The organism is Arcicella gelida, assembly GCF_034931025.1.
GTDB classification, from domain to species: Bacteria; Bacteroidota; Bacteroidia; order Cytophagales; family Spirosomataceae; genus Arcicella; species Arcicella gelida.
In genome coordinates this window covers 1-13337 of sequence record NZ_JAYGIL010000048.1, presented here as the reverse complement: position 1 = coordinate 13337, position 13337 = coordinate 1, and the positions used below count along the sequence as shown (strand labels likewise).

General features: G+C 33.9%; 9 protein-coding genes and 1 tRNA gene. 8 read left to right on the top strand and 2 right to left on the bottom strand.

The features are described 5' to 3' along the window. Positions 1 to 17: 17 nt before the first annotated feature. Positions 18 to 1154 (bottom strand): DUF4249 domain-containing protein, encoded by a 1137-nt coding sequence (locus VB776_RS23475; RefSeq protein WP_323699283.1) that lies wholly within the window; start codon positions 1152 to 1154, stop codon positions 18 to 20. Between the two features lie 52 nt (positions 1155 to 1206). Further along, entirely contained in the window at positions 1207 to 3633 is a 2427-nt protein-coding gene (locus tag VB776_RS23470; protein WP_323699282.1) for a TonB-dependent receptor, read from the bottom strand. 672 nt (positions 3634 to 4305) lie between these two features. Here VB776_RS23470 and atpA point away from each other — a divergent pair. The 8 genes from atpA (at position 4306) to VB776_RS23430 (ending at position 12971) form a co-directional block, all read left to right on the top strand. Further along, a complete protein-coding gene (gene atpA, locus VB776_RS23465) occupies positions 4306 to 5883 on the top strand; it encodes a F0F1 ATP synthase subunit alpha (protein ID WP_323260014.1) in 1578 nt (525 codons plus the stop codon). 101 nt (positions 5884 to 5984) lie between these two features. Continuing rightward, positions 5985 to 6869: an ATP synthase F1 subunit gamma gene (gene atpG / locus VB776_RS23460; RefSeq protein WP_323699281.1), complete on the top strand. Its 885-nt coding sequence runs from the start codon at positions 5985 to 5987 to the stop codon at positions 6867 to 6869. 200 nt (positions 6870 to 7069) lie between these two features. Further along, positions 7070 to 7906, top strand: coding sequence for a DUF2911 domain-containing protein (locus VB776_RS23455; protein ID WP_323699280.1), 837 nt, complete (start codon positions 7070 to 7072; stop codon positions 7904 to 7906). A 536-nt stretch (positions 7907 to 8442) separates the two neighbouring features. Further along, entirely contained in the window at positions 8443 to 9705 is a 1263-nt protein-coding gene (hflX, locus tag VB776_RS23450; protein WP_323699279.1) for a GTPase HflX, read from the top strand. Between the two features lie 99 nt (positions 9706 to 9804). Next, positions 9805 to 9876: transfer RNA gene (locus VB776_RS23445), tRNA-Arg, on the top strand. A gap of 158 nt (positions 9877 to 10034) precedes the next feature. Continuing rightward, positions 10035 to 11051, top strand: coding sequence for a glycosyltransferase family 2 protein (locus tag VB776_RS23440; protein ID WP_323699278.1), 1017 nt, complete (start codon positions 10035 to 10037; stop codon positions 11049 to 11051). A gap of 14 nt (positions 11052 to 11065) precedes the next feature. Next, the gene (locus VB776_RS23435) at positions 11066 to 12040 is read left to right on the top strand and encodes a hypothetical protein (RefSeq protein WP_323699277.1); all 975 of its coding nucleotides are present in this window, start codon (positions 11066 to 11068) and stop codon (positions 12038 to 12040) included. A 586-nt stretch (positions 12041 to 12626) separates the two neighbouring features. Then, complete coding sequence (locus VB776_RS23430) at positions 12627 to 12971, top strand: hypothetical protein (RefSeq protein WP_323699276.1); 345 nt, start codon at positions 12627 to 12629, stop codon at positions 12969 to 12971. The last annotated feature ends 366 nt before the right edge of the window (positions 12972 to 13337 follow it).

The window sequence follows — 13337 nt, the reverse complement described above, 5'->3', positions numbered from 1 at the left end:
TTTAAGAAACTTCTAGCTTAATCCTTCCAATCTACTGGTTTGGAAGGTGTTCTGTTTAAATTATCTAAACACTCTACGTACTCATTACATACTCTTGTACCTGCTGGACATGAATATACTTCTCCTTGAAGCTTCACATACACTGGGCTTTCTCCTTCAGGAATTCCAACAGAACGGTCGATATAAAACACTTTTTTTCTTACTGAATGTACATCAAAAACGCCAAGGATTTTTTCGCTAGGATTGGTTACAGATTTAATATTATAGCTAAAACGTGTTTCAGCTGGTACATCAAACAACGTCCCGTTATTTTGTGTCTGTGCAACAAGCCCTTGGTAATAATTATAAACACTTTTGGTAATAGAACGCTGTTCAAATTGAAGATAATAAGGCGTTGTATCATCAAAAGGTACTCTCGCTACTTGTTTACCAGTTATTCTTTGTCCGTTTAAATATGAATCAGAAAAAATGTTAAGTGCCGTTGAAAAAGTAATATCCCAACAGGGTCTATCGCATTTATAATTCAGTGTTGCATCAGTCGGCTCTGGAGGAAACCTACAAGTTTTCTTCGCAAAATCATAATATCCATTGGTACATGTTTCACAAATAAAGGCTTTTTGGTAATGTTTCCAGAACCATTGATAATTATCTCCGAGATTGGGAGAATCCTGAAAATCTACATAAATATTAAAGCCCCCACGACGGGCATCACCTTTTACGTAATTATCCATTATTTCAAATTTTGTAATTAGGTTTTCTATTTCTGGTACTGATCGCATGGTTTCGGGCGAAGAAACATACTTTTTACCATCGCTGGTTTCAATCGTTAACGTGTAAGTACCGCCTACTCTTCCTGCAAATGTTTCAGAAGTTTGATAATTGCCCGTTCCTTTTGGGTCAGTTAAATTTTCAATTAAGCCTTTTTCGTCTGTAAAATATACTTTCGCTTTTAAAATTGGCTGGAAACTTCCTCCCGTAAGTCTATTGGACGACATATACAGTTTCACTTTATGCAAACCTGGTTGGTCTGATAAAGTAGCTTCAACCGAAAAAAAACTATTGGTTGAAACTTGTTCAAAATCAGTGATGGGTGTAATACACGAAATCACCAAAGCACATATTAATAAGGTTATTATCGGAAATCTAGTTTTCATGATAAATCTATTTTCAGCCTTTCTAATGGAAAGGAATGGAAGTCTTATTTATTTATAAAAATTTAAAATTGTAGGTTAATGATATCAATGGATTGGCAAAGACACTTAATTCATAAGGCTTTAAACCATTCCCTACAGGTTTGAAGAAAACGGAGTAAGGATTTTTTCTTCCATAAATATTATAAACTGTAAATGTCCAACTTCCCTCCCATCTCTTTTCTTTTAAGCTTGGATTGGTAATCGTCCAAGAAAAATCTAAGCGATGATAATCAGCCATTCTATCATTATTACGAGCTTCATACACTGGATATTTTTTGTTGTCTAACTGAAAAAATCCTGAAGGAGACGAAAACGGGCGACCAGTATTATAAGCAAACGTAAATGAAAAACTGTGGTGGTTCGTTGGCTGAATATTCATCATGATGTTCAAACTATGCGGTTTATCATAATTTGAAGCATACCAATTCCCATCTGAAATTTGTTGAAGTTCAGGAAAATCACCTCTTACTTGTTGTAAAGAACGAGCATAAGTATAGCTCATCCAGCCACTCAGTTCGCCTCTTTTTTTGGTTACCATCAATTCTAAACCATAAGCTTTTCCTTTTCCAGCAATCAATTGTGTTTCTATGGCTTTGGTTAACTGCAAGTTTGCACCTGAAATATAATCGACTACGTTTTGAGTAGAGCGAAAATAAGTTTCAGCCGACAACTCCCAAATATTATCTTTAAACGTTTTGAATACTCCTAGCGAAGCAAAATCACTTACTTGAGGTTTGATATATTCATCAGCAGTTTTCCAACGAGCCGTCGGTAAAGGTGTAGTATTATTCGATAATAACTGAATAAATTGTTGCATTCTGTTATAACCTAATTTCAAGGTACTGTTTTCGCCCAAAGAGTATTTAATAGCTAAACGAGGTTCAAAACCTCCATACGTTTTTTCAACAGCTCCGCTTGAAATGGTTTCTTCGCCAATTTGTGATGAAATCGTTCTAGGTTCATCAGCCAAATACTTTCTTACAGTAGTAGGTCCAAAACTTAAATATTGAGCATAACGAATACCAGCCTGAATGGTCAGTTTTTCATTGGCTTTGTATTCATCATCCACAAATAAACCTAATTCTAACGATTGTTCTCTTGGCAAAAGAACCGTCGAAATCCTTGAACTTACATTCTCGTTTAGCTTTCCTGGCGAAATCTGATAATTAATTCCACTTACGCCAAAGTTAATTTTGTGTTTTTCATCTGGATTATAATCAAAATTGACCTTTAGACTTTTGTAGTCTATATTGTTTCGTAAATCAATTCTGTTCACACTATCTGGTGCATACGTTTTGGTTTTATAATTACTCAAAACACCTACCACATCCAAACTCATTTTAGTATTAAAGTAGTGACTCCATCTTGATGAAAAATTCAAATGTCCATAATCAAACTGTGTTTGTTTGGCTACCACATTTTCTAAACTAAATAAAGAATCTACTTGATAAAAATCCTTACTCACATAAGTTGAAAGCGAAAAAGTATTGTTCTTATTCGGTCTGAAAAATACTTTAGTGGCTAAATCATAAAAATTTGCACGAGTATTCCTCATATTATTGGGGCCAATCCATTTAAACCAAAAATCATTAAATGATAATCTGCCAGCTACTACCACAGAGAGTTTCTCTTTAATAATAGGAATCTCAGCCATTGCTCTGTTAGAAACAAAACCAATTCCGCCCGAAAGTTTAAATTTCTCCAAACTTGGGTCAGTCATTTTTATATCTAAAATAGAAGCCGTTCTACCGCCAAATCTTGAAGGAATGCTTCCTTTGTAAAGTTCTAATTCACGAATAGCATCTGAAGCAAATACGGAAAATAAACCAAACATGTGGGTTGGATTAAAAATGGGAGCATCATCAATATAAATTAAATTTTGGTCGATATTTCCACCACGTACATTGATACCATTTGAACCCTCACCAACAGACGACACCCCCGGCAAGGTTTGTAAAGACCGAATTATATCTACTTCGCCCATCATTGCGGGTAATTTTTTGATGCCTTTAATACTCAACAGTGTTACGCCTAAAGACGGCGTTTGAATGCTTTTTCGAGTAGCTTGGCTAGAAACAATTACTTCTTCCAAGGTTTTTGACACATCGTCGAGTGCTAAGTCAAAGGTTGTATTTCCCTTTAAGGCTACTTTTGTTCGGTAAGGTTTATAGCCAACATGGCTAAACTTAATAACATAGTCACCCTTCGGTAAGTAAATATTATACCTTCCTGTTGTATCTGTAATAATGCCTGATTTCCTGAAATCTAAGGAAATCGTTACTCCGACGATAGGCTCTCCTGTTTTAGAATCTGTTATTTTCCCGGTTAAAAGAGGCAGTTTAAATTCTGCATTTTGAGCAACAATTTGTGTAGGTAATGTTATGTAAGTGCAACAAAAAAGTAAACACTTCATTGAAAGTATTCGTAAAAATTGTTTCATAGTTTAGTTTAAAAATAGTCTGAGTTCAAAAGTGTTAGCCTTTTTTACAAAGAACGACATTTTAACGCTAATCTGTGGCATGACCTACCGAAATACCTATCAATATAATACTATAAAAAAGACGAAATGTATAAAAACCAAGATGAAACTTATAAATAATAGCGTCGAAACCAAACCCTGCCCGACTTGTTTCAACGCTATTTCAATCAATCTATAATTACAATGATGAATTATAATTGATACTGTTAAGCTGATAATTTATTTTGATGTTGCAAACTTAGAAAAATTAAAAATATCAATCAAATCAATAAATATTATTACAAAATAGACAAAAGCTATTATCAAACCCAATTAGTGAGTGAAAAAAGGATTTTTTTAAGAAAAAAGCACAAAAAGAGTAAGATTTTATAGAAGTAAAGAAGAGTGAATCCCAAAAAAGTATAACATTTAAGCACTAAATGTTAAGCATTTCATGGAATTGTGAAATTTGTTCCCTAATTTTGCACCTGAAAAATAAGTAATTTATTAATCAAAGAAATCTGTAAACAACGCTAGAGTATTTATTAATATTGTAAGCCTTTAATAATAAATCTCTAATAGTCATTTAACTAATTCTTTCTTAGTAGATTAAATACTATTCCAAATTCAAAATCACAAAACAAACTTATTATAATGGCATCAGTCAGACCAGATGAAGTATCAGCCATTTTGAGAGAACAACTCTCAGGAGCAAAATCAGAGGCTGAACTTCAAGAAGTAGGTACCGTATTACAAATCGGTGATGGTGTAGCCCGTATTTACGGACTATCGAAAGTACAGGCGGGTGAATTACTCGTTTTTGATAACGGCTTAAAAGCTCTAGCGCTGAACCTTGAAGAAGATAACGTAGGTGCAGTATTATTAGGGGATTCATCTGAAATCAAAGAAGGAGATACTGTAAAACGTACTGACGAAATCGCATCTATTAAAGTGGGCGACGGTATCTGCGGTCGTGTTGTAAACACACTTGGCGAGCCTATTGATGGTAATGGACCAATCACAGGTGACTTGTACGATATGCCTTTGGAACGTAAAGCTCCGGGTGTAATCTTCCGTCAACCTGTAACTGAGCCCCTTCAAACAGGTATCAAAGCTATTGATGCAATGATTCCAGTAGGTCGTGGACAACGTGAATTGGTAATCGGTGACCGTCAGACAGGTAAAACAACTGTTTGTATCGACACTATCATTAACCAAAAAGAGTATTTTGACGCAGGAAATCCAGTTTACTGTATTTATGTAGCTTGTGGTCAGAAAGCTTCTACTATCAAACAAATCGAACAAACTCTTCGCAAAGCTGGTGCGATGGACTATACTGTAATTGTTGCCGCTGGTTCTTCTGACCCAGCTCCAATGCAGTTCTTTGCTCCATTTACTGGTGCTGCTATCGGTGAATTCTTCCGTGATACTGGTCGTGCAGCTTTAGTTATCTATGATGACTTATCTAAACAAGCCGTTTCTTACCGTGAAGTTTCATTGTTACTTCGTCGTCCTCCAGGACGTGAAGCATACCCTGGTGACGTTTTCTATCTTCACTCTCGTTTATTAGAGCGTGCAGCTAAGATTAACTCATCTGATGAAATTGCTCGTAGCATGAACGATTTACCTGAATCTATCAAGCATTTGGTAAAAGGTGGTGGTTCATTAACAGCACTTCCAATCATCGAAACACAAGCGGGTGACGTTTCTGCATATATTCCTACAAACGTAATCTCTATTACGGATGGACAGATTTTCTTGGAATCTAACCTTTTCAACGCAGGTATTCGTCCAGCTATCAACGTAGGTATTTCGGTATCACGTGTGGGTGGTAATGCTCAAATCAAGTCGATGAAAAAAGTAGCAGGTACTTTAAAGCTTGACCAAGCGCAATTCCGTGAATTGGAAGCATTTGCGAAATTTGGTTCAGATTTAGATGCTGCAACGAAATTGACTATCGAACGTGGTCGTCGTAACCTTGAAATGTTGAAGCAACCAAACGGTGCGCCTCAACGTGTTGAAGAACAAATCGCTATGATTTTCCTTTCAACAAAAGGTCTTCTTGATACTGTAGCTGTAAGTAAAGTTCGTGAATTCGAAAAAGATTTCATCAACGTAATGAATGCTACTCAAAAATCAACGATGGATGCTTTGAAAGCAGGAAAATATGATGATTCTTTGACAGATGTCTTGACTAAAGTATCGAAAGAAGTAGCGCCGAAATATGCGTAAAAATAATTTTCAATTTTGAATGATAGAATGATAGTGATTTTACTATTTCCATTAACTCACTATCATTCATTCATTCTATCATTCATTTATTAGAAAAGAGAATGGCTTCATTAAAAGAAGTAAGAAACCGAATAGTATCGGTAAACTCAACTCAGCAGATTACCAAAGCCATGAAAATGGTGTCGGCGGCAAAACTTCGCCGTGCGACAGACGCAATTACTCAGATGCGTCCCTATTCAAAAAAATTAACTGAAATGATTGCTACCGTTTCTGCAAATGCAGAGGGTGCAAAAGAAAATCCATACACTATCGTTCGTAATATCAATAAAGTATTAGTTATTGTTGTTACTTCAGACCGTGGTTTGTGTGGTGCTTTCAATGCCAATGTTGGTAAAGCAGCAGTAAGCTTAATCGCTGAAAAATATGCTGAACAACAAGCGGCTGGAAATGTTGAAATTATGGCACTTGGCAAAAAAGGTGGTGAATACCTTACTCGCCGTGGATATAACGTAAACACTCAATATGCTGATATTTTTACAAAATTAAGCTTTGCTAATGTTCGTATCGCAGCAGAAGCAGCTATGAAAGGTTTTGAAGAAGGTAAATACGATGTTGTTGAATTGGTTTATAACGAATTCAAAAACGTTGCTACTCAAATCTTAAAGACAGAACAAGTAATGCCTATCGTTGAGAAAAAAGACGAAAAAGTAAAAGCATCTTCTGTTGATTATATTTTTGAGCCTTCTGAAGAAGAAATTATCAATGAATTGATTCCTAAAGCATTGAAATTGCAAATTTTCAAAGCAGTTCTTGAATCAAATGCTTCTGAGCATGGTGCAAGAATGACAGCAATGGATAAGGCAACTGATAATGCTGGTGAATTATTGAAAGAATTGAAATTACAATACAACCGTTCACGTCAGGCAGCCATTACTAACGAAATCCTTGAAATCGTTGGTGGTGCAGAAGCTTTGGCAGCAGCATAATATTATATATTTCTTCAAAAGACTCATTCTCAAAAAGGATGAGTCTTTTGTTTTATACCAATCCACGGTAAAGCATTTTATTGAGCTATCAATATTTACTGTTTATCGAAATTTTATGTACTTAACAAAAAGCTAAAGTATTCTTGAAAAAACTCTACTTATATTTGTAGCTTACTTACATCATAACAAATATTCTTCTCATGAAAAATTTTATTCTTTCAATTCTAGCAATTTTTACTTTAAATACTTCATTAAATGCTCAGGGAATTAAAACCCCAGCACCAAGTCCAACGCAAACAATTAAACAAGATTTTGCTTTATCAAGTATCGAAATTGTTTATTCAAGACCGAACATCAAAGGCAGAGTAGTTTTCGGAGATTTAGCTCCTTTTGGAAAACTTTGGAGAACTGGTGCAAATGCCGCAACAAGAGTAACTTTTGGCGAAGATGTAAAAGTAGGTGGCGTAGCATTAAAAGCTGGTACTTATGTTTTATACACTATTCCTAACAAAGACGAATGGGAAGTTATCTTCAACAAAGGCATTAATAACTGGGGAATTGATGGTTACAAAGCTGAAGAAGACGTAGCTAAATTCAAAGTAAAACCTAATGCTTTAGCGAAATCTGTTGAAACTTTTACTATCGAAATTGCAAATGTTACTGCTTCGTCTGCTGATATTGAAGTTAGTTGGGAAAAAACATCAATTGCCATTCCTGTAACGGCTGATATTGATGGTAAAATCTCAAAAGCGATTGAAACAGCCATGACAGTTGATACCCGTCCGTACTTCCAAGCGGCTAGTTATTATTTCGAATCAGGTAAAGATTTAAATAAAGCTTTAGCATGGGCAGATAAAGCAATTGAACAAACTCCTAAAGCTTTTTGGATTGTACATTTAAAAGCAAAAATTCAAGCGAAACTAGGAAACAAAGCTGTAGCGATTGAAACTGCAAAAAAATCAATAGAATTAGCAAAAGAAGCCAATAATATGGATTATGTAGCGTTAAATGAAAAGTTAATTGCTTCAATGAAGTAATTCTCATTGAATTCTTTTTTAAACCTGTAAGTGTATCTGACGCTTACAGGTTTTTTTGTTTTTAATGCTATAGAAATCAGAAAATAATGATACCTTTGCAAGACTAATTTTAAACGATTCTTTCAGAATCCAGTAAACATGAAGCTAAGACAAATTTTCTGCTAATTCCCTCTCTCGGCTCTGCAAAATCCAGTCTTCATGGATATTGCCCTCCGAAAGGGCAGTAATTTCAAATCATTCATTTCCTGTTTAAATGTTTTAATTTCTGGAAGATAAAATCAATTGCGTATCTTTAAAATACTCAATCAGATTAATCTTAGCCTTTGAAATCCTAACAAAGCAAACAAGATAAACATCTTATAAAACAATGTCAATTTAAGATAAAGCTCGCAACATTGCTCATGAATATTTACTCTTCCCAACAGATGAATCTGTAAAAGAGGAATGAACCAATCTGATGTTCTTTAATATTCCTGAAAAAGTCTGAATTTATTTAGACTTCTGAATAACATTCCAATATTGATTATCAAGATATTATGCATACTACAGAAGAAGTAAAAGAGACAGCCGTATTAGTGGCTGTACAAACACAAAAGCAAACAGCAGAACAAACCAAAGAATATTTAGATGAATTAGCTTTCTTGGCTGATACTTCACAAATCAATACGCTATATACTTTCACTCAAAAACTAGAAAAACCTGATACTCGTACTTACGTTGGAAAAGGTAAAATGCAAGACATCATCGCCTATGTGGTTGATAATGATGTTGACATGGTAATTTTTGATGATGATCTTTCGCCGATTCAAATTAGAAATATTGAAACTGAATTTGCGAAGTTCCAACATGAAGTAAAGATTCTTGATCGTAGTTTACTGATTCTGAATATTTTTGCGATGCGTGCTAAAACCGTTCAAGCAAAAACACAAGTTGAATTGGCACAGCAACAATATATTTTGCCAAGATTAACTAGAATGTGGACTCACCTTTCTAAACAACGTGGTGGTGTGGGTATGCGTGGACCAGGTGAAAAAGAATTAGAAACTGACCGTCGTATTGCCAACGATAGAATTTCTTTATTAAAAGAAAAACTCAAGCAAATAGATAAACAAGCTTTTACTCAACGTAAAAACCGTGATAGAATGGTGCGTGTTTCCTTAGTTGGTTATACAAACGTTGGGAAGTCAACCTTGATGCGTAGATTAGCTAAAGCAGAAGTATTTGCAGAAAACAAACTCTTCGCAACAGTTGATGCTACAGTACGAAAAGTAACTTTTGATACGATTCCTTTCTTACTTTCAGATACGGTAGGTTTCATCAGAAAATTACCAACGATGTTGATTGAATCTTTCAAATCTACTTTAGATGAAGTGCGTGAAGCTGATATTTTATTACACGTTGTTGATATTTCGCATCCGAATTATGAAGAGCATATCGAAGTGGTAAACTCGACGCTTACAGAAATTGGTGCTGCCGACAAGCCAACAATTCTGGTATTCAATAAAATTGATTTATTCTCTTCAGAAGAAATCGTTATTAATGACTGGGAAATTGGTTCTGGTAATGAACCCGAAAATCAGCAAAGTAGAATTGAAAAAGTAACGGCTTTCTTGAAGAATTCTTATATGAATAATCCTCAGCCTCAAACGGTTTTCATTTCTGCTGAACAAAAAGAAAATATCGAAGAACTCAGAGATACCATTGTAAAGGCTGTTAAGGAAAAACATATTCTTATTTTCCCAAATTGGTTGAATGAAGTACATTATCCAACCGAAGAACTTGAAGAGGAAGAAGAGTAAAAAGCGAATATTAATCGCTTACCTTGATTATTAAAGAGTTTTTAAAGAAATTTGTAATAAATGAGTTTCCAAGGATTTATTTCTTGGAAACTCAACAAAGACGCCATAGTTCAACGGATAGAATAGACGTTTCCTAAACGTTTGATGCGGGTTCGATTCCCACTGGTGTCACAGAATGATGAGTTGTGAATGATGAATTGAGAATTCAATAAGTTTTTCAATTAAGCAGGATAAAAGTGTTTGGGTACTATTTAAAACAGCGACCAAGGTTTACTCAGCATTATCAAAACTCACTCATATACAGCATTTACCGACTAATTTCATACAACTTGAAAACCATTTCTATCGCTCTGTGTACATACAATGGATCTAAATTTTTAAGAGAACAACTCCAAAGTATTGCCAATCAAAAGCTTCTGCCGAATGAAATTATTATCACGGACGATTGCTCTACTGATGATACAGAAAGTATTGTAAATGAATTTAAAAGTATATTGAACATCACTTTCATTAGCAACCCTTACCCGCTGAAAGTTGCTAAAAATTTCGAAAAAGCAATTTCTCTTTGTACTAGCGATATCATTACTCCATGCGACCAAGATGATATTTGGCATCCTGACAAATTATCGACTATTCACAACTTTTTTGAAGAAAATCCCACAAAACTTGCCGTTTTCTCTGATGCAACATTGATTGATAGTCATGGAAAAGATTTAGGACAACGCTTTTGGCAAAAAGTGCGTCTTGATACCCCACAAATTGAGGCTTGGAAACAAGATAATGCTTTAGACATTACACTTCATGGCAACAGAGTAGCTGGTTGTATGTTAGCTTTTAGAAAAGAACTACTTTCTTTTGCACAACCTTTTCCAGCTTTTCGTCCGCCAATGCTTCATGATGGTTGGCTTACTTTAATTGCTTGTATGCTAAATAGTATTTCTTTGATTGAAAAACCTTTAATTTCCTATCGTCAGCATGAAGCACAACAAGTAGGAACAAGAGCTATTGAAGGTGGAAAGGTATTGACATTAAAAGAACGTTTTGCTCGTCCAAGAGCTGAGAAAATTGCCCCTTTCCTTCAAAAAAGAGATGAATATATTTATTTAAAAACCATATTATCAACCTATTTAAAACCAATCAGTAATCCAATCATCAACAATAATTTCAAAAAAATTGATGCAATTATTGCTTTTTATGAAACTAGGGCTCAACTTTCGACTTTTCATCTAGCTAGGCTTTTCCCTGTGATGAAATTATTATTTGCTGGTGCTTATCATCGTTATAAAGATCAAGAAGCTTCTTGGAAAGCACCTTATATTGCTGCTTTTGGAGATGTATTGGAGTAAAGAAAAATTCTTTTATGAAATTAATATATACCGTTTGTACTGCTAGTTATTTATATCAAGCTTTTTCGCTAGGTGATTCTATCAAAAAGACAAATCCAGATTATGAACTAATCATTTGTCTTACCGATAAAATGCCTGAGGTTAATTTCCCAATTCCATATAAAATACTTCCTGTAGAAAGTATCAACTTTCCTACTTTAGAAGAATATAGCCAAAAGTTTAGTATCATTGAGCTTGCTTGTGCTTTCAAACCTATTTTTGCCTTTTATTTGCTAGAGAAGTATCCTACTTTAGAAAAGTTGATTTATCTGGATACAGATATTTATCTATATGATTCGCTTGTTGGTATAGAAAAAAATCTTGACGAACATGATATTATTTTAACACCACATATCACGAAAGCCATTCCTCTTTCTGAACGTTGGAACGAAAAACAGTATTTGAATGCAGGTTTGTATAATGCAGGATTCATAGCTTTCAAGCGTACTGAAAATTCTTTAAAGTTCTTAGATTGGTGGCAAACCCATTTAAACAAATACGGTTATCTCAACTATTGCAAAGGCATGGGAGCCGACCAACTTTGTTTGAACTTCGTACCTGTCTTTTATGAAAAAGTATTGGTAGATTATAATCCTTCGCTCAATATTGCTTATTGGAATTTACAAGAACGTGAATTAAGTTTCGTTGATGGGAAGTACTTCGTGAACCAAAATACTCCATTGGTTTTCTTTCATTTTAGCGGTTATAATCCAGATAAACCAACATTAATTTCTAAGCATTTCAAATTGCCTAAAAATAGAAACCAGAAGGCTTTGAAGCAAATTATTAAAGAATACAGAACAGCGTTAATCAAAAATCATTTTAATGATTTGAAAAGTATTATTCCAGCTTTTGGTATTTATACAGTTCCTCCAAAAGAAAAAAATCTCATCGTAAAATTCATCGAAAAGTCTGCTTGGAAAGTGATTAATTATGTAGAAAACTATTAGGGTTTTCTACATAATTAATGTTTTGATAGCTACTTTTATTTAGTTTTTTTGCCCTCTCGGATATTATCTACAACTTGACAAGTAGCAAGAACAAATCAACAGAATAGCATAACGAGTTAATAAGCTTAGTCCTATTACTCATTATCTTGAAGATTGTTAATAATCAGTAACTGATATAAAAACTTAGGAACAAAAAACAAGACAATGCTCATAAAAAACTCAGTGTTTCTAATCATAAACAGAAACACTGAGTAAGCACTTTCAACCTTTAACATTTATTGAGCAAACCTAAATAATACATCTGAAAATACCTTTTTAGGGTTAGAAGGCACCCTCCCTTTAGGTTTATCTTTAATGATTTGAATATTGGTAGCATAATAATTTTATTGACCTATTAATTGATAAGTTACTAAAGCTTATATTATAGATAAACTAGCACCAACTAGCGTACAAAACGCATGATTATAAACTGAAAAATGAAAATACATTTACACTTTTTAACATCTGTTTTATTACGTTATTATTTTCAAATAATGTTCTATCACAAAAAAAAGACACTATCAGATTTATTGATACAAAATTATTTATGGAGTCTTTAAAAGACGTAAATCCAGATACGCTAGTGTATATGGCTAGTCAATATCCTGCTGTTTTTCATGGAGGGATGGATTCTCTGAATAGATATGTCAAACAACATGTATTTAAACATTTTGTAGGCTCTATTAGCAAAGATGTGATGATACTATGTTCTGTTATTATCGAAAAAAATGGATGTATTTCAACTGTACAAATTTTGCCAAATAATAATGCTGATAAGAGTTTAGAAAGTTTTTTGATAAATGCCCTATATGCGTCTCCAGAATGGTCGCCTGCCTCACAAGATGGTAAAAAACTAAGGTTTAAAAGAATATTAGCTTTTAGATTTCCTTAGTTTTTTAAACAAAATAAGCAAATGATGGATTTATCAGTTGAGCTTTCTAACTCATTATCTTGAGAATTGTTAATAATGAGTTGCTGATTTAAGCCTTGTTAGGAAATCTTTAAAATCTAAATTATTACGTTGTAGAGGTACTTCTATATTTCGGTAATTTATTTAAAAGTCAAAAAAGTAAATATTCTATTTTAATAATTACATTATTTTTTAATAACCTAAATTTATGTCTTATCTAATTAATTTTATACTCTACCCGAAGATTTTGTTTCTGAAAACAAAAAGGCTGAACTTTGAGCTACCACGCATCAAACCAGCCTTTAAGGATGAAACAAATCATCAAAGACGAAATTATAAAATTGTTGG

Bases quoted from the DNA above. Each gene is read 5' to 3' on its own strand.
- hflX (WP_323699279.1), top strand. From the start codon at position 8,443: ATGCATACTACAGAAGAAGTAAAAGAGACAGCCGTATTAGTGGCTGTA.
- VB776_RS23435 (WP_323699277.1), top strand. From the start codon at position 11,066: ATGAAATTAATATATACCGTTTGTACTGCTAGTTATTTATATCAAGCT.
- VB776_RS23470 (WP_323699282.1), bottom strand. From the start codon at position 3,633: ATGAAACAATTTTTACGAATACTTTCAATGAAGTGTTTACTTTTTTGT.
- atpA (WP_323260014.1), top strand. From the start codon at position 4,306: ATGGCATCAGTCAGACCAGATGAAGTATCAGCCATTTTGAGAGAACAA.
- atpG (WP_323699281.1), top strand. From the start codon at position 5,985: ATGGCTTCATTAAAAGAAGTAAGAAACCGAATAGTATCGGTAAACTCA.
- VB776_RS23475 (WP_323699283.1), bottom strand. From the start codon at position 1,154: ATGAAAACTAGATTTCCGATAATAACCTTATTAATATGTGCTTTGGTG.
- VB776_RS23430 (WP_323699276.1), top strand. From the start codon at position 12,627: ATGGAGTCTTTAAAAGACGTAAATCCAGATACGCTAGTGTATATGGCT.
- VB776_RS23455 (WP_323699280.1), top strand. From the start codon at position 7,070: ATGAAAAATTTTATTCTTTCAATTCTAGCAATTTTTACTTTAAATACT.